Origin of the sequence: Streptomyces sp. NPDC048275 (genome assembly GCF_040652275.1) — a bacterium.
Taxonomy (GTDB): Bacteria; Actinomycetota; Actinomycetes; order Streptomycetales; family Streptomycetaceae; genus Streptomyces.
On record NZ_JBEZLR010000026.1, the window covers coordinates 56021 to 71937 of the forward strand.

16 protein-coding genes are annotated in these 15917 nt (G+C 69.7%); 7 read left to right on the forward strand and 9 right to left on the reverse strand.

All coding sequences use genetic code 11. The features are described 5' to 3' along the window. Nucleotides 1-116 precede the first annotated feature (116 nt). The gene (locus AB0D57_RS17985) at nt 117-1457 is read left to right on the forward strand and encodes a GH1 family beta-glucosidase (RefSeq protein WP_362073038.1); all 1341 of its coding nucleotides are present in this window, start codon (nt 117-119) and stop codon (nt 1455-1457) included. A 63-nt stretch (nt 1458-1520) separates the two neighbouring features. Beyond that, the gene (locus AB0D57_RS17990) at nt 1521-2522 is read left to right on the forward strand and encodes a LacI family DNA-binding transcriptional regulator (RefSeq protein ID WP_362073041.1); all 1002 of its coding nucleotides are present in this window, start codon (nt 1521-1523) and stop codon (nt 2520-2522) included. 290 nt (nt 2523-2812) lie between these two features. Here AB0D57_RS17990 and AB0D57_RS17995 read toward each other — a convergent pair whose 3' ends face one another. Beyond that, nucleotides 2813-4009 (reverse strand): acyl-CoA dehydrogenase family protein, encoded by a 1197-nt coding sequence (locus AB0D57_RS17995; RefSeq protein ID WP_362073044.1) that lies wholly within the window; start codon nt 4007-4009, stop codon nt 2813-2815. A 344-nt stretch (nt 4010-4353) separates the two neighbouring features. Further along, a complete protein-coding gene (locus AB0D57_RS18000; protein WP_362073047.1) occupies nt 4354-4764 on the reverse strand; it encodes a nuclear transport factor 2 family protein in 411 nt (136 codons plus the stop codon). Between the two features lie 92 nt (nt 4765-4856). Here AB0D57_RS18000 and AB0D57_RS18005 point away from each other — a divergent pair, with 92 nt between their 5' ends. After that, nucleotides 4857-5420, forward strand: a complete 564-nt coding sequence (locus tag AB0D57_RS18005) for a PadR family transcriptional regulator (protein ID WP_362073050.1) — start codon at nt 4857-4859, stop codon at nt 5418-5420. A 206-nt stretch (nt 5421-5626) separates the two neighbouring features. Further along, nucleotides 5627-6322, forward strand: a complete 696-nt coding sequence (locus AB0D57_RS18010; protein ID WP_362073053.1) for a type 1 glutamine amidotransferase domain-containing protein — start codon at nt 5627-5629, stop codon at nt 6320-6322. 271 nt (nt 6323-6593) lie between these two features. Here the strand turns inward: AB0D57_RS18010 and AB0D57_RS18015 are convergent, their stop codons facing one another. The 4 genes from AB0D57_RS18015 to AB0D57_RS18030 form a co-directional block, all read right to left on the reverse strand. Beyond that, nucleotides 6594-7136 (reverse strand): TetR family transcriptional regulator, encoded by a 543-nt coding sequence (locus AB0D57_RS18015; RefSeq protein ID WP_362073056.1) that lies wholly within the window; start codon nt 7134-7136, stop codon nt 6594-6596. Between the two features lie 12 nt (nt 7137-7148). After that, nucleotides 7149-7730 (reverse strand): sugar O-acetyltransferase, encoded by a 582-nt coding sequence (locus tag AB0D57_RS18020; RefSeq protein ID WP_362073059.1) that lies wholly within the window; start codon nt 7728-7730, stop codon nt 7149-7151. A 261-nt stretch (nt 7731-7991) separates the two neighbouring features. Beyond that, nucleotides 7992-8786, reverse strand: coding sequence for an SDR family oxidoreductase (locus AB0D57_RS18025; RefSeq protein WP_362073062.1), 795 nt, complete (start codon nt 8784-8786; stop codon nt 7992-7994). Nucleotides 8787-8944: 158 nt separating this feature from the next. Then, nucleotides 8945-10033: a zinc-dependent alcohol dehydrogenase family protein gene (locus AB0D57_RS18030; RefSeq protein ID WP_362073065.1), complete on the reverse strand. Its 1089-nt coding sequence runs from the start codon at nt 10031-10033 to the stop codon at nt 8945-8947. A 389-nt stretch (nt 10034-10422) separates the two neighbouring features. On the opposite strand from AB0D57_RS18030, the gene AB0D57_RS18035 reads away from it, so the two are divergent. Beyond that, entirely contained in the window at nt 10423-10953 is a 531-nt protein-coding gene (locus AB0D57_RS18035) for a hypothetical protein (RefSeq protein WP_362073068.1), read from the forward strand. Between the two features lie 182 nt (nt 10954-11135). On the opposite strand, the gene AB0D57_RS18040 is transcribed toward AB0D57_RS18035, so the two are convergent. Next, nucleotides 11136-11525 carry a PEP-utilizing enzyme gene (locus tag AB0D57_RS18040; RefSeq protein WP_362073071.1) on the reverse strand — a complete coding sequence of 130 codons (390 nt, stop codon included), beginning with the start codon at nt 11523-11525 and terminating at the stop codon, nt 11136-11138. Continuing rightward, nucleotides 11455-12357 carry a universal stress protein gene (locus AB0D57_RS18045; RefSeq protein ID WP_362073074.1) on the reverse strand — a complete coding sequence of 301 codons (903 nt, stop codon included), beginning with the start codon at nt 12355-12357 and terminating at the stop codon, nt 11455-11457. Before AB0D57_RS18045 ends, AB0D57_RS18040 begins: the two co-directional genes overlap by 71 nt. A gap of 295 nt (nt 12358-12652) precedes the next feature. On the opposite strand from AB0D57_RS18045, the gene AB0D57_RS18050 reads away from it, so the two are divergent. Continuing rightward, nucleotides 12653-13117, forward strand: coding sequence for a cyclic nucleotide-binding domain-containing protein (locus tag AB0D57_RS18050; protein WP_362073077.1), 465 nt, complete (start codon nt 12653-12655; stop codon nt 13115-13117). Between the two features lie 246 nt (nt 13118-13363). Beyond that, entirely contained in the window at nt 13364-14065 is a 702-nt protein-coding gene (locus tag AB0D57_RS18055) for a response regulator transcription factor (RefSeq protein ID WP_362073080.1), read from the forward strand. 45 nt (nt 14066-14110) lie between these two features. Here the strand turns inward: AB0D57_RS18055 and AB0D57_RS18060 are convergent, their stop codons facing one another. Beyond that, the gene (locus AB0D57_RS18060; RefSeq protein WP_362073083.1) at nt 14111-15856 is read right to left on the reverse strand and encodes a GAF domain-containing protein; all 1746 of its coding nucleotides are present in this window, start codon (nt 15854-15856) and stop codon (nt 14111-14113) included. Nucleotides 15857-15917 lie beyond the last annotated feature (61 nt).

Sequence of the window (15917 nt, forward strand, 5' to 3'; positions counted from 1 at the left end):
GTAGATACCGGCCGAGCTGCGGCGTCAATCCAGCTCAGCAGTGATGTACGAATCATGGACGAGAGCATTCCGATTGTTATCGCTCTCGGAATGCCCGCAGGTGGAGGTTCAACTCAGTGAGCACGTTCGATCCCGACTTCCTGTGGGGCGCCGCCACCTCGAGCTACCAGATCGAGGGCGCGGTCACCGAGGCCGGCCGGGGCCCCTCCATCTGGGACACCTTCGCGGCCGCCCCGGGCGCCATCCAGGGCGGCGACACCGGAGCCGTCGCGGCCGACCACTACCACCGCTTCCCCGAGGACGTCGCACTGATGGCCGGACTCGGCCTGCGCGCCTACCGCTTCTCCCTCGCCTGGCCCCGGATCCAGCCCACCGGCTCGGGCCCGGTCAACCAGCGCGGCCTCGACTTCTACCGCCGCCTGACCGACACCCTCCTCGACCACGGCATCCAGCCCTGGCCCACCCTCTATCACTGGGACCTGCCCCAGCCGCTCGAGGACCGCGGCGGCTGGCCCGCCCGGGACACCGCCGAGCGGTTCGCCGAGTACGCCGCCCTCGTCCACGAGGCGCTGGGCGACCGCATCACCCACTGGACCACCCTCAACGAGCCGTGGTGCTCGGCCTTCCTCGGCTACGCCACGGGCCGCCACGCCCCCGGCCGCCGTGAACCCGCGGCCGCCGTACTCGCCGCCCACCACCTGCTGCTCGGGCACGGCCTGGCGGCGGAGGCGATGCGGGGCGACGCCCACATCGGCATCACGCTCAACCTCACCCACGTCTCCCCGCGCCACGACACGCCCGCCGACCTGGACGCGGCCCGCCGCATCGACGGCATGCAGAACCGCCTCTTCCTCGACCCGCTGCTGCGCGCCGCCTACCCCGACGACGTACTCGACGACCTCCACGGGGTCACCGACTTCGGCCACCTCCACGACGGCGACCTGAAGAAGATCGGGGCTCCGCTGGACTACCTCGGCGTCAACTACTACGCGCCGATGCTGGTCGCCGACAGCTCGACGCCGGCCGAATCCGCCTATGTGGGCTCGCCATCGGTCCGTATCGCCGACGGAGGCCGTCCGAGGACCGCGATGGGCTGGGAAATCGACGAGAGGGGACTCCTGGAGCTCCTCCTGCGCCTCAAGGACGACTACCCGGCCGTACCCCTGTACATCACGGAGAACGGTGCCGCCTTCGACGACGTGGTGCAGCACGACGAGGTGCACGACGCGGACCGGATCGCCTACCTGGACGGCCATCTCCGCTCCTGCGCACAGGCGATCAGCCGCGGCGTGCCGCTGCAGGGCTACTTCGTCTGGTCGCTGCTGGACAACTTCGAGTGGTCGTTCGGCTACGCTCCCCGCTTCGGCATCGTGCACGTCGACTACGCGACCCAGCGCCGCACGCCCAAGGACAGCGCCCGCTGGTACGCCGAGGTCATCCGCCGAAGCGGCCTGTGAAGCGGTTGGCGCTTACAGTGCTGCTACTCGCCACCCCGTCCGTACGAACAGGAGCAGCCCCACATGACCAGACGGCCGCCGACGCTCGACGAGGTGGCACTGCGCGCCGGGGTGTCCATCGGAACCGTCTCGCGTGTGATCAACAACCGCCGGCACGTCAGCACGAAGGCGCGGCAGGCAGTGGAGAGCGCCGTGGCGGAGCTGGGCTATGTGCCCAACGTGGCGGCCCGCTCGCTTGCGTCGCAGCGCCGCGGCGCCGTGGTGCTGGCGATCTCCAGCGACGACCCCGCCCTGTTCGCCAACCTCTTCTTCGCGGAGGTGATCACCGGTGTCAACGCGGTCATCGAGGAGACGGACCTGGAACTGCTGCTGGTCCTGGCCGCCTCCGAGCGGGGCCGGGCCCGGCTGGCCCGCATCCTCCAGTCCCGGGGTGCGGACGGCGTCATGCTGCTGGCTTTGCGCGAGAACGATCCGCTGGCGAAGGTGGCCGAGGCAGGGGGCGTCCCCGTCGTACACGGAGGCCGCCCGCTGGACCGGGCCCCGCGCTGGTACGTGGACGCCGACAACCGGGGCGGGGCCCGCCAGGCCGTGGAGTACCTGGTCTCGACGGGCCGCCGCGCCATCGGCACCGTCACCGGCCCGCTCGACATGCACGCGGGCGTCTCCCGCTATCTGGGCTTCCGCGAGGCGGTCGCCCTGGCCGGCTTGAAGGACCACCGCGTGGCCCACGCCGACTTCAGCGAGGCGGGCGGCGCCGCGGCGACTGCCCGCCTCCTCGACGAACATCCGGACCTGGACGCGGTGTTCGTCGCCTCGGACGCCATGGCCGCCGGCGCCCTGCGCGTCCTGCGCGAGCGCGGCCACGCCGTCCCCGAGGACGTCGCGGTCGTCGGGTTCAACGACGTCCTCACGGCCCGGCACACCCAGCCGGCCCTGACGACGATCCACCAGCCCATCGTGGCCCTCGGCCGCGAGATGACCCGCATGCTGGTGCGTGTGCTGGGCGGCGAGGAGCCGACGCCCCTCATCCTGCCGACGGATCTGGTGATCAGGGGATCCGCGTAGCGCAGCTGTCCCCAGCTGTTGGAGCGCGCGGCGGAGTTCCGCGATCCCCCAGGCCTTGATCACCGGAGCCGAATACGAACCGGACAGCCCACGCGAGGGGATCAACCTCCGCCTCGTTCACGCCGAATACCACCAACAACACCATGCTGGCGATGACCAACGGACCGCACCCCTGTATCGACCTGCGAAGCCCTCGGGGCTTGCTTGAGCCGTGTGCGCTGCGAGGTGCAGGCACGGTTGCGAGGGGGCCGCGGTCCAGCAATGGGCTCCGGCTACCCGACCACAGCAGGCTAACGCCGTACCCGCGGCATCCCCAGCCCGATCCACGAGATGATCTCCCGCTGGATCTCGTTGTTCCCGCCACCGAAGGTGAAGATCACCGCCGAGCGGTAGCCGCGTTCCAGCTCACCGTGCAGGACCGCGCCCGCCGAGCCTTCCTTGAGGACACTCGGCACGGCGACGATCTCCATGAGCCAGGCGTACGCGTCACGGCGCGCCTCGGAGCCGTACACCTTGACGGCGGAGGCGTCCTGCGGGGTGAGGGTGCCTTCCTGGACGGCGTTCACCATCTGCCAGTTGAGGAGTTTCATGGCGTCGAGCCTGGTGTGGGTCTGGGCGAGGCGGCGGCGCACCCAGGGAAGGTCGATCACCCGGCGGCCGTCGGCGAGCTTGGTCTCCATTGCCCAGCGTTGGACATCGTGCAGGGCGCGGATCGCCATGGTGCCGTGGGCGGCGAGCGTGACGCGTTCGTGGTTGAGCTGGTTGGTGATCAGCCGCCAGCCCTTGTTCTCCTCGCCGACCCGGCGGGAGACGGGGACACGGATGTTCTCGTAGTAGCTCGCGGTGGTGTCGTGCGAGGCGAGGGTGTTGATGAGGGTGCAGGAGTAGCCGGGGTCGGAGGTCGGCACGAGGAGCATGGTGATGCCCTTGTGGGGCGGGGCGTCCGGGGCGGTGCGGACGGCGAGCCACACCCAGTCGGCGGTGTCGCCGTTGGTCGTCCAGATCTTCTGCCCGTTGACCGTGTAGTGGCCGGTGGCCTCGTCACCGTCCCTGACCGCCTTGGTCCTGAGCGCGGCCAGGTCCGTGCCCGCGTCGGGCTCGCTGTAGCCGATGGCGAAGTCGATCTCGCCGGAGAGGACCCTGGGCAGGAAATATCCCTTCTGCTCCTCGGTGCCGAACTGCATGATCGTCGGGCCCACCGTGTTCAGCGCCATGAGAGGCAGCGGTATGCCCGCCTGGGCGGCCTCGTCGAAGAAGATGAACTGTTCCATCGGGGTCAGCCCGCGCCCGCCGTACTCCTTCGGCCAGCCCACGCCGAGCCAGCCGTCGGAGCCGAGCCTGCGGATGGTGTCCCGGTAGAAGCGCTTCTGCGCCGCCGGGTCGCCGTGCCGGGCGTGGGCGCGGGCGTGATCCGGCACCAACTCGGCGAAGTAGGCACGAAGTTCGGTGCGCAGCCGCTGCTGCTCTGGCGTGTATTCGAGATGCACGACGCCTCCTGGCTCCCCAAGGCCGGACCTGACGGCGCACACCGTAGAACGTGTTGCAGAAATTGGGAATGGCGGTGCGGACGGAGACCGTCTTCGGGGTGTCGCGCACCCGCTCGCGCAAGCCTTCACCGGGGCCCAGACAGATGGCGCCCCGTTCGGCGCCGCGACGGCGATTGCCCGGTCGACGCCGCCGGAGTCGGCGTTCTGGCGGGTCGACGTGCCGCCGCCGACCGCCACGGAGTAAAGCGGCCCCTCGGGGCGCCGGATTACCCGGGCGCAGATGACCACGGGCGCCGTCGGGCCGACGCCATCGCGTCAGCCGTGGAGAGTCGCAGGGACGCCACTCACGCCCCGGACGCTTCTGCCGCTTCTGCCGCCTCGCGGGAGATTCGCTCGAACTGTGCCCCCATCGCCTCGGAGAGCGCCTGCGCCGCCGACAGCGGGCGGACCATGACCATGAATTCGTCGATCCTGCCGTCCTCACCGAAGTGCAGGAAGTCGCAGCCGCTGATCTCCTTGTCGCCCACCTTCGCCTCGAAGACCAGCGCGTGGTCGTGACCGTCGACACCGACGATCTCCCGTACGTAGCGGAAGTCGGTGAAGACGCGGGAGACGCCGCGCAGGATGGCCGCGGTGATCGCCTTGCCCGGGTAGGGCTTGAAGGCGACGGGGCTGGTGAACACGACATCGTCGGCCAGCATGTCCTCGATCGCGGCGAAGTCTCCGGCTTCCACGGCCTTGCGGAACGAGTGCATCACGCCCACCTCTCATAGGTCGCAGTACTCAACTAATTGACTAGGTGCGGATGAGATTAGTCGCAGGGATGCCTGGCGTCTAGCCTGGGGCCATGGCATTGCGCAACGCGGTCCTGGCCGCGCTTCTGGAGGGCGAGGCGTCGGGGTACGACCTGGCCAAGGGCTTCGACGCCTCGGTGGCCAACTTCTGGATGGCGACCCCGCAGCAGCTGTACCGCGAGCTCGACCGGATGGAGTCCGATGGGCTCATCGAGGCCCGGCTCGTGCGGCAGGAGCGCCGGCCGAACAAGCGGGTGTTCTCCCTGACCGAGGCGGGCCGCGGCGCTCTGCGCGATTTCACGGCCGAGCCGTCGAAGCCCACGGCCATCCGCGACGAGTTGATGGTGAAGGTCTACGCCGTCGACGACGGGGACGACCAGGCAGTACGGGCGGCGATCACCGAGCAACTGGAGTGGGCTCACGACAAGCTGGCCCACTACGACCGGATCCGTGCCCGGCTCCTCGACGGGCGCACCGAGGACGAGTACCTGACCGACACCGAGCGCGTCGGCCCGTATCTCACCCTGATGCGAGGACGCGCCTTCGAGCGGGAGAGCATCCGCTGGGCCGAAGGGGCCCTGCGCATCCTGGAGCAGCGCGCCTCCGTGCCGCGATAGTTCCGGAGTTCCGGCGCGGCCCGTGTATTCCCGAGGCGCCATTGGATCTCCTATGCCTGCCAAGGGGTTCCCTATTGGTCACCTATGCCCGACCCGCATAGCGTCGAGGACATCACCGCCCCGACGATCCGAGTCCGGAGTGTCAGGGCGTACGACCGGAAAACCTCACAGGTCCGTCAGGGCCCGCACCCCCGGAGAACCGCACCATGTCGAAGATCCTTTTCGTGCTGACCGGCGTCGACCACTGGACGCTCGCCGACGGCACCCGGCACCCGACCGGCTTCTGGGCCGAGGAGGCCGTCGCCCCGTACGAGGCCTTCAAGGCCGCGGGCCACGAGGTCGTCGTCGCCACTCCGGGCGGCGTCGTACCGACTGTGGACAAGGGGAGCCTTGCCCCCGAGTTCAACGGCGGGCAGGAAGGCGCCGACCGGATCGCGAACGTCCTCGCGTCGATCACCGAGCTGCGGCAGCCGATCAAGCTGGAGGAGGTGGACCTCGACGACTACGCGGCCGTTTTCTACCCCGGCGGCCACGGCCCGATGGAGGATCTCGCGGTCAACGCCGACTCCGGCCGCCTGCTCACCCTCGCGCTGGAGTCGGGCAAGCCGCTCGGCGTGGTGTGCCACGGCCCGGCCGCGCTGCTCGCCGCGACGAAGGACGACGGCACCAACGCCTTCGCGGGCTACCGGGTCTCGGGGTTCACCAACACCGAGGAGACGCAGGCCGGTCTCGCCGACCAGGCGAAGTGGCTGCTCCAGGACCGGCTCGTCGAGGCGGGCGTCGACTTCCAGGAGGGCGAGCCCTGGGCCCCCAAGGTGGTCGTCGACCGCAATCTGGTGACCGGTCAGAACCCGGCGTCCTCGGCCCCGCTCGCCGCCGAGTTGCTGAAGAAGCTGGCCTGAGCGAAGAATCCGGCCTGAGCGAGGGCCACGGACCGGCTCGACGAGGTCCTCGACGCCGCCTACGACCGCCTGCCCAGGTACGGCGCACGGCGCACGGCGATGGACGGCATCGCCTCCGCCGGGGGCTTGTCCCGGTCAGCGGTTGTTCGGCGACATCCGCCAGGCGTTCACCGGCGACCTGCGCCGCCCGCTCGTCGCCCTGTTCGCCGTAAAGGCCCGTGGGGTGCGGTGTCAGGCCCGCACCCCACGGGCTGCTTGGGGAGGGTGTTTGCTATGCGGCGGTGATGCGGGCGACGGCCTGTCTCGTCAGTTCTCGGTGGTGAGGCGAGGCGTCAAGGGCACGGTGCAGGGTCAACCCCTCAATCAATGCGTCCAGTTGGCGGGCCGTGTCGGCGTCGAAGTGCTGTTCCAGCAGGTGACGGCTGCGCTGCATCCACTGTTGGGTCAGCTCCCGGTATTCCGGGTGGCGAGCGGCGAGGGTGTAGAGCTCCTGGGAGAGGATGAGATCGCGGCGAGGCCCGTCGGAGAGAGCGTGAACGAGGTCGGTGACGGCTTCGCCGGCCTGCTCGGGGCCGCGTGCTCGGCTGAGGTGTTCCTCGAAGACAGCCACGATGTGATCGGCGAAGCGTGTGAAGGCTTGGCGTAGCACATCGTCGATGCCGGTGAAGTGGTAGGTCATCGAGCCGAGGGGCACGTCGGCGCGGGTGGCGATCTTGCGGTGAGAAACGCCCGCGACTCCGTCGTCGACGATCAGATCGAGCGTGGCGGCGAGGATCCGTTCGCGCCGCTGCGGGTCGGTGTGTCCGGTGGCCATGAGAGGGTGCCGCTAGAACTTGCGCACAGGGCGGGCGGGGTTGCCGACGGCGACGACATTGGCAGGCACGTCCTTGGTGACCACTGCCCCGGCGCCGATGACGGCGTTGTCGCCGATGGTCACTCCGGGGCACACGATGGCCCCGCCGCCGAGCCAGACATTGTCCCCGATGGTGATGGGGCGCGCGGCTTCGAGCTTGTCGCGCCGGGGCTCCGGCTCTACGGGGTGGGTAGGAGTAAGGAGTTGGACGTTCGGGCCGATCTGGCAGTCCTCGCCGATGGTGATCCGTGCGACGTCCAGCGCGGTGAGGTTGTAGTTGACGAAGGTGCGTGCCCCGATGGTGATGTTGGTGCCGTAGTCGACGTACAGCGGCGGCCGCACGTCGACGCCCTCGCCCACCGAGCCGAGCAGGTCGGACAGGATCGGCCTGGCCCCGTCGGCGTCCTCGATGTAGGCGGCCTGGTAGCGGAAGGCCAGTTTCATGGCGCGCTGCTGTCGCCGGGCGATCTCCGGGTCATCGGCGATGTACAAGTCACCCGCGAGCATGCGCTGCAGGTTCGTGCGCGGGTCGTCAGCGAAGTAATCCATCGGCATGCGTACGATCGTACACTCATGAAGGTACGATCGTACACTCTTCCTGGTCGCCGCATCGCGTCCTCACCGGGGTCGCTACCGGTCGCCCTTCACGCGTGTGACGGCGCCCTCGCGGTACCTCCCGAACTCCGGTGCAGGGTGAGTCCGGCGATCACGGCTTCGAGGTCGGAGGGCAGTCCGCGGGCGAATGACGACCAAGGTCATCGGAAGGTTGCACAGTCCTTTCCCAGGCCATGTGCGCCGGCCGTCGACCCCGCGTCGTCAGGGCAGGATCGAGTCGACGTATCCCCCGTCGACCCGCAGGGCTCCGCCCGTCGTGGCCGAAGCCTGGTCGGAGCTGAGGTAGACGACCATGTGGGCGATCTCCTCAGGATCGATCAGCCGTTGCAGGAGGGACTGCGGCCGGTACTTCCGCATGAATTCGCGCTGGGCCTCGTCCCAGGGCAGGTCGCGGTCGACGAGTTCGTAGACGAAGTCCTCGACGCCGCCGGTGTGGGTGGGGCCGGCGATGACCGAGTTGACCGTCACCCCCGTGCCCGCCGCCTGCTTCGCGAAGCCGCGGCCGACCGCGAGGAGCGCGGTCTTGGACATGCCGTAGTGGATCATCTCGGCTGGGATGACGACCGCCGAGTCGCTGGCGATGTACTGGATCCGGCCCCAGCCGCGCTCCGTCATGCCCGGCAGGTACATGCGGGTCAGCCGTACCGCGGCCAGCACGTTCACCTCGAAATAGCGCCGCCACTCCTCGTCGCTGATCTCCAGCGGGTCGGCGGAGCCGAAGATGCCGAGGTTGTTGACGAGGATGTCCACCTCCGGCAGCGCCCTCAGGACGCGCTGAGCGCCCTCCTCGTTCGCCACGTCGGCGGCCACGGGCACAAAGGAGGCACCAGGCACCTCCTCCGCCAGTCGCGCCACGCCCTCCGCGACCCGCTGCTCGTCCCGGCCGTTCACCCCTACACGGGCGCCGGAGCGCGCGAGTCCGGCGGCGATCGCCGCGCCGATGCCCTGCGTCGAGCCCGTCACCAGGGCGGTGCGTCCCGCCAGGTCGATCTGCATGTGGATCCAGTCCCCTTGTGCGTCTGCCCGTCCTGCGTACCGGTACGTCTGCCATCAGCCTGGCGGCAGGGCGATCGGCTCGCCACTCCGGCCGATGCCGACGGGCACGGCCTCGGCTGCGTATGCCCACGCGGCGACGGGTGACACTCAGGTCGGGCTCACCGTCCGGGACTCGCTGTGGGCGTCCTGACCGTAAGGGCATCGTGCTGCGGCACACCGAGGACGACCTTGAGCGCGCCGGTGTCGGCGGCCCTCGAGAAGATGTCGTACGCCTCCTCCATGGCGTCCAGCGGGAAGGTGTGGGTGACCATGGACGACGTGGTCAGGTGGCCGGCGGCCAACATGCGCAGCAGGGTCGGAGTGGAGTGCGTGTCGACCAGACCGGTGGTGATCGTCACGTTCTTGATCCACAGGTCTTCGAGGTGGAGTGTCGCCGGTTTGCCGTGTACGCCGACATTGGCCACGTGCCCGCCGGGCCGCACCATGCGCGTACACATCTCGAAGCTCTCCGGCACCCCGACGGCTTCGATGACCACGTCGGCTCCGAGGCCCTGCGTGAGGTCGGCAGCCAATTCCTCGGCCTCCTCTCCGGCCAGTGCCACGCCGTCGGCGCCGAGGTGTTTGGCGGCGTCCAGCCGGGCCGGGGCGAGGTCCACGGCGATGATCTTCTCCGGGGTGTAGAGCCGTGCCGTGGCGATCGCGGCGAGCCCGATGGGCCCTGCACCGACCACGACGACGGTGTCTCCGGGCCGTACGTGCCCGTTCAGCACACCCACCTCGTAGGCGGTGGGGAAGATGTCGGCGAGCAGCACGGCGTCCTTGCTCTCCAACGCGCCGGGCAGCGGATGCGTGGACAGGTCGGCGTGCGGCACGCGCACGTACTCGGCCTGCGTGCCGTCGATCAGGTGGCCGAGGATCCAGCCCCCGCCGTCGCGGCACTGCCCGTAGGTGCCTTCGCGGCAGAACCGGCAACGGCCGCACGCCGTGATGCACGAGACCAGGACACGATCGCCGGGGCGGACCGTGCGGACGTCGCTGCCCACCTCGACGATCTCCCCGACGGCTTCGTGCCCGAGCACGGTGCCTGGGCGTACCTCCGGGACATCGCCCTTGAGGATGTGCAGGTCGGTTCCGCAGATGGTGACCGCGTCGACGCGGACGATCGCGTCGGTGGCGTCCTGGATGCCGGGGTCGGCGGCGTCCTCCCATGCGGCCTTTCCGGAGCCGTGGAATACGAGTGCCTTCATGACGATCCCTTCCTGGGCCTGACCGATGCTTGTCGTGAGGGACGAGGATGAGCAATCGGCCTCCTGCAAGGCGCCGCTCCGCTCCGCCCGGAATAATGGGGTACGGCTGTGCTCAGGTACCGCTGACGCGGCCCTCCTCGCGCGCGGAGTGACCATGTATGTCCAGCCTGACCGTGGCGGATGCTGTTCGCATGGGCCGGTCGGTCCCCATTGCTCCCCATTGCCGCGCGAGTGGCGGCGCCGGACGGCCCGGTATTGCCGTCCAGTCGGCTCCTGCCGTCACTCACTCCCGAAATGACACGTTGCTGTCCTCGATGACGAGGAGGTGCGGTGCGATGCGCAGGATGAAGTGTGCGAGGCAGTTGTTGTGGCGGTGGCGGAGGAATCCGTTGCGACGGCACGACGACCTCGTCGAGGCCTGGATCATTCTGGTCGTCTGGACCGTCATCGCGTTGGGGGGCACCCTGGTCGGCGTGATGGCAGCCCAGGCCGCCGACGAGTCCTTCCGGCAGCTACGCAACGAGCGGCGCGCTGTCCCAGCCGTCCTGCTCGATGACACGGCACGGATGGCGCCGACGGCCGAGGGCGCGATCCACGACCAGGTCAGCGCGATGGCCCGCTGGACGACGTCGGACGGCTCCACCCATACCGGCCGAGCCCTGGTGGACTCCGGACATCGGGCCGGAGCGAAGGTCGTCATCTGGCTGAACAGCGAGGGCCGCCCCACCACGGAGCCGCCGACCGCCTCGGCGGCGGCCCTCGAGGCGGGCACGCTCGGCGCGGGGGCCGCAGCCGCCTTCGCCGGCCTCGCGTTCGCCGTCGGCCGCGTCGCGCAATGGCGGCTCGATCAGCGCCGCTACGCCCAATGGGGTCGTGAGTGGGACCAGCTCGGAGCTCAGTGGGGACGCAAGGCCACATGACCCGGAGCGGTTGGCCTCTGCCATGGTCCAACCGTCCAGGTGGAGCCGACGTGGCGGAGTCGCCCCGTCGGGCGAGGACCTGTCCGGCCGATCAAGTCGCAGGAAAGCAGCGGTGCCTGCGAAGCGCCGGTGAGCGGGGCGCACCACACCCCGCGTCTGCGGCATGATCGGTAGGACAGGTCCTAGGGGGTGTAGGCCTTGGCGCGCACCCCCAAGCGCCGTGTGGGGTCGGCGTGTTCGAGGGTACGGGCCACAGCCCCGGTCAGTGCCACGTCGCGTTCTCCGGTGTCCAGGAAGCGGCCCACCGGCGAGGTGGTGAGCGGCAGAGACCCGAGGTGGACCGTGCCCGCCGTGCCGTCCACGGCGATCACCGTGCCTTCGGCGAGCACGGTCCGGTCGGGTGCGGTGAGCGTCCGTGTCTCGACGTCCACCGCCAGCTCCTCGGCACCGCATCCACACACCTTGCCCCTGCCGCGCGCCACCACGGCCGCGTGGGACTGTTCAGACGTGCGGGACGACGGCAACGGGGCAGGGTGCGTGGTGCAGCACGGCGTGTGCGACCGGGCCGACATGGGTGCCGAGCCGGGCTTCTCGTACCCGGCGTCCCACCACGACGAGGGCCGCGCCGGTCGAGGCACGTACCAGCTGACTGGCGGCACGACCTTCGGTGACGGCCTCGGCGACGGCGACCTCGGGGAACTTCTCGCACCAGGGACGCAGCGTCGCGATCACGGCGTGTTCACGCTCGGCGAGCAGCTCCCGGCCGTTCACCGGGGCGAGGCTGTCCACCGCCGCGAAGGCCGACGGGGCGCTGAAGGCGTGGATCACCCGCAGCGGGGCGCCACGGCGTCGGGCGGCGTCGAAGGCGAACTCGATCAGTTCGTCACAGGGCCGGTCGGCGCCGAGGCCGAGAACGACGTCGCGATAGGGGGTCTCGGGTATCTCCTCGGGGGAAATACCGTCCACCGCCGAGAGGTGCTCGTCGGCGGCGCACTCTCCCGCCCGGACCAGCACCACGGGATGCGGTGTCCTGGCGACGATCCGTTGCGACACCGACCCCGTCAGGAACCCCGCGAGGCCGCCAAGTCCGCGGGAGCCGAGAACCAGCAGATCGCACTGCTCGGCCACCGCCAGAAGGGCCTCCACCGGCGAGTCGGCCACGGACTGAACGATGACCTGCAGCCCGGAGTGCGCGGCGCGCAGGCTGGCCGCTGCCCGCGCCGGCATGTCCTCGGCCCACGAACTCTGGGACATGTCCGCGGGCACCGACGGGGCCGGCCGCGGCTGCCATGCGTGCACCAGGCGCAGCGCCGTGCCACGGCGTATGGCTTCCCGGGCCGCCCAATGGGCGGCGGCCAGGCTTTCGGGCGAACCGTCGAACCCCGCGGCAACGTGTCGAAGCATGATCCGCACCTCCTGAATACATGCTCGTGGATTCCTCTCCCATCGAGCCTGGTGCCGGGGAGAGCAGGATTGCAGGGGCCGGGCAGGCCCTTCCGAGGGTCCTTCGGCCCAAGGCTGTCCCAGCGGCCACGGCACGGGCGGCATCCCTCCCGCAAGGGCGCGGGGACCGGATCGACCTCAGCTCCGACCGATGCCATGCGGCCCGGCCTCGGGGCCGGGTGGCCCATGGTGAAGGCGGGGTGCCGGGGCGAGATTTGAGTTGGCAGGATCACGCTCCCCGGAAGAGGTCAGGATCATGAACGCTTCCCCCACTTTCAGCATGCTGCGAGCGTTGCCCGCCGAGCAGAGCGAGCGGCTGATGGGCATCGCGCGGGAGGTGTCGTTCGCTCAGGGAACCCGCCTGTTCGAGGAGGGACGGCACGCGGACCGGTTCTGGGTCATCCGCACCGGCACGGTGGTCCTCGACATCCATGTGCCCGGCCGCCGCGCGGCCGTCATCGAGACCCTCGGGCACAACGAACTCATCGGCTGGTCCTGGCTGTTCGGACCGCACACCTGGCACCTTGGCGCCGAGGCCACAAGCACGGTGCGCGCGTACGAGTTCGATGCCGACGTGGTACGGGCCATGTGCCAGGCCGATCCCGCGCTGGGAATGGCAGTGGCCCAGTGGGTGGGAGACATCGTCGCCCGCCGGCTGCGGACGGCCAGGACCCGGCTGCTGGACCTTTACGCACCTTACGGCAGCGGAAGCGCGCGCTGACCGCTTCGGTATCCGCCAGGGAGTCACTGTGCATGAAAGCCCGCACATCGTGAGCGAGGTGATGACCCACAACGTCGCAGCCGTCGGCCGTGGAGCCACCTTCAAGGAGATCGTGCAGCTGATGGAACAACGGACAACTGCGCTGCGGTGGGGCCGGTCGGCCCTGGTGCATCCGCTCCCGCAGGGTGATGATCGTTGTCACATACAGCTCGTGGTCCGCCGTCCACCAGTGAACAAGGGGTCGTCATGGCCGAGGCGCGTACCTTTTCGGAACAGAACCCCATCCGGGTCTTCCTGCTGGACGACCACGAGGTCGTACGCCGCGGTCTGACGGACCTCCTGGACGCCGAGCCGGACATCTCGGTGGTCGGCGACGCCGACAGCGTCGAGCACGCACTGGTGCGCGGCCCTGCGCTGCGTCCGCATGTGGCCGTCCTCGACGTCCGCCTGCCGGACGGTGACGGAATCAGCGTCTGCCGGGAGCTGCGCAGCCAGATGCCGGAGCTGTCCTGTCTGATGCTGACTTCTTTCGACGACGAGGAAGCGCTGCTCGACGCGATCATGGCCGGAGCCTCGGGCTATGTGCTCAAACAGATCAAGGGCTCCGACCTGGTCTCGGCGGTACGCACGGTCGCTTCCGGTCAGTCGATGCTGGACCCCACGACCACCGCCCGGCTGATGCGCTCCCTGCGCGCGGACCCCGCCGAGGCACCGGCCCTGGCGCCCGAGCTCGCCAGTCTGTCGCCCCGCGAGCGGGACATCCTCGCGTTGATCGGTGACGGACTCACCAACCGGGAGATCGGCAAGAGGCTCTACTTGTCTGAAAAGACGGTGAAGAACCACATCTCCCGGTTGCTGGCCAAACTGGGCGTCCAGCGCCGCGTCCAGGCTGCCGTACTGGCCAGCCATCTCGAACACTCCGACGTCACCGACCACCCGACGCGATGAGTCCTCCCGGCCCCGGACTGCGGCCATGGCCACAGGCTTCGCCGGTCAGCGTCCGGCCGCGGCTCCGTCCGGGCTCACGGGAACGCGCCACACGAGCCGTGTCCCGCCCCCCTGCGGCCGTTCACCGAGCGTCAGCGTGCCGCCGAGGGTGACGGCACGCTCCTCCAGGTTCTTCAGACCGCTGCGTTCGACGTCACCGGGCACCCCGCAGCCATCGTCCGTCACGGTGAGCGTCAACTCACCGCCGGTGCACTGGAGTCGGACGTCCACGGCTTGTGCTCCGGAGTGCCGGGCGGCGTTGCTCAGCGCCTCGCCCAGCACCGCGACCGCATGATCCGCGATCTCGCCGGGAACATCGGTCTCGACGAGTCCCTCGATCCGCAGCGCAGGCGGGAACCCGAACGACGTGGTCGAGGCCTTCACTGCCTCGCAGACCCGTCCGCGCAGGCCGCTCCGCTCCCTCGTTCCCGATCCGTGCGCGCGGAGGCCGAAAATCGTGGAACGAATGATCTTGATGGTGTCGTCGAGGTCGTCGACGGTCCGTGTCAGGCGTTCCATACCCTCGGGATGCTCCATGAAGGGCTGCGCACTCTGCAGGGTCATGCCGGCCGCGAAGAGCCGCTGGATGGCAAGGTCGTGCAGGTCGCGGGCGATGCGGTCCCGGTCCTGGAGCAGCGTGATCTGTTCCGCGTCCCGGCGCCGTTCGGCCAGTTCCAGCGCCAAGGCCGCCTGATCGGCGAAGCCGAGCAGCGGTCCGGTGTCCGCGTCGCCGAACGGCCTGCCGCCGGGCACCCGGCCCAGCAGGAGCACACCACGCGCCTTGCCGCTGGTGCCGAGGGGCACCGCGACCACGGGCCCGAGCCCGGCCCACTGGCTTTCCCCCTCACCCGTGCGGGCATCGTGCCCGATGTCGGTGCTGACCACCGGCTCCGCCGTGCTCAGTGCGGCTCCCAGGAAACCCTCCCGCGCGGACATCACCAGGCCGCCGAGTTCCTCCGCGCCGAGGCCGACCGCCAGCGCCGGCCGCAGTGCCTCCTCTCCCGGTACCCGCTCGGCGATCACCCCCATGTCCGCGGAGACGATCTTCCGGGCCTCGTCGACGATGAGTTCCAGCACTTCCGCGCTGGGCGCGCCGGTCAGGAGCATGCTCGTGACCTCCCCGCTGGCCCGCTGCCAGCGTTCGCGGAGCCTGGTCTCCTCGTACAGCCGCGCATTCTCGATGGCCACTCCGGCGGCCACCGCCAGCGTCGACAGGACGGACTCGTCCTCCGCGTCGAACTCCTTGTCACTGCGCTTCTCGGTGAGGTAGAGGTTTCCGAACACTTCGTCGCGCACCCGGATCGGCACGCCGAGGAAGGAGTGCATCGGCGGGTGACGGGCCGGAAAGCCGTAGGACGCCGGGTGCTCCGACAGCTCGGGCAGCCGCAGCGGCACCGGATGGCGGATCAGCTCGCCGAGAATGCCGTGGCCGCTCGGTAGATCACCGATCTCCGCTCGCTGTTCGTCACTGATGCCCACCGTCAGGAACTCCGACAGTCGGCTGTCGCCGCCGATCACACCCAACGCTCCGTACTCGGCGTCCACCAGCACGACGGCGGCCTCGACGATGCGCCGCAGCGCCTGCGGCAGATCCAGCTCCCGCCCGACCGACAGCACCGCTTCCAGCAGGCTGTGCACCCGGTCCTGGGTGCCGCGCGCCGCATCGATCCGCGCCTGCAGTTCGTCAAGCAGGTCATCCAGCCGCAGCTTGGGCAAGTACTGCTGGGAAACCTCGCGCCCATCCCCGCTCATCGTTTCCTCCGACCGGCTCAGCGGACGAGACAGCTCGCACCCGTTCTCCCGCTCTCACCGT

What these genes read in the sequence shown, in the direction of transcription:
- AB0D57_RS17990 (WP_362073041.1), top strand. Translation starts at nt 1,521, where the DNA reads ATGACCAGACGGCCGCCGACGCTCGACGAGGTGGCACTGCGCGCCGGG.
- AB0D57_RS18000 (WP_362073047.1), bottom strand. Translation starts at nt 4,764, where the DNA reads ATGCACTCGTTCCGCAAGGCCGTGGAAGCCGGAGACTTCGCCGCGATC.
- AB0D57_RS18005 (WP_362073050.1), top strand. Translation starts at nt 4,857, where the DNA reads ATGGCATTGCGCAACGCGGTCCTGGCCGCGCTTCTGGAGGGCGAGGCG.
- AB0D57_RS18010 (WP_362073053.1), top strand. Translation starts at nt 5,627, where the DNA reads ATGTCGAAGATCCTTTTCGTGCTGACCGGCGTCGACCACTGGACGCTC.
- AB0D57_RS18015 (WP_362073056.1), bottom strand. Translation starts at nt 7,136, where the DNA reads ATGGCCACCGGACACACCGACCCGCAGCGGCGCGAACGGATCCTCGCC.
- AB0D57_RS18020 (WP_362073059.1), bottom strand. Translation starts at nt 7,730, where the DNA reads ATGCCGATGGATTACTTCGCTGACGACCCGCGCACGAACCTGCAGCGC.
- AB0D57_RS18025 (WP_362073062.1), bottom strand. Translation starts at nt 8,786, where the DNA reads ATGCAGATCGACCTGGCGGGACGCACCGCCCTGGTGACGGGCTCGACG.
- AB0D57_RS18030 (WP_362073065.1), bottom strand. Translation starts at nt 10,033, where the DNA reads ATGAAGGCACTCGTATTCCACGGCTCCGGAAAGGCCGCATGGGAGGAC.
- AB0D57_RS18040 (WP_362073071.1), bottom strand. Translation starts at nt 11,525, where the DNA reads ATGTCGGCCCGGTCGCACACGCCGTGCTGCACCACGCACCCTGCCCCG.
- AB0D57_RS18045 (WP_362073074.1), bottom strand. Translation starts at nt 12,357, where the DNA reads ATGCTTCGACACGTTGCCGCGGGGTTCGACGGTTCGCCCGAAAGCCTG.
- AB0D57_RS18050 (WP_362073077.1), top strand. Translation starts at nt 12,653, where the DNA reads ATGAACGCTTCCCCCACTTTCAGCATGCTGCGAGCGTTGCCCGCCGAG.
- AB0D57_RS18055 (WP_362073080.1), top strand. Translation starts at nt 13,364, where the DNA reads ATGGCCGAGGCGCGTACCTTTTCGGAACAGAACCCCATCCGGGTCTTC.
- AB0D57_RS18060 (WP_362073083.1), bottom strand. Translation starts at nt 15,856, where the DNA reads ATGAGCGGGGATGGGCGCGAGGTTTCCCAGCAGTACTTGCCCAAGCTG.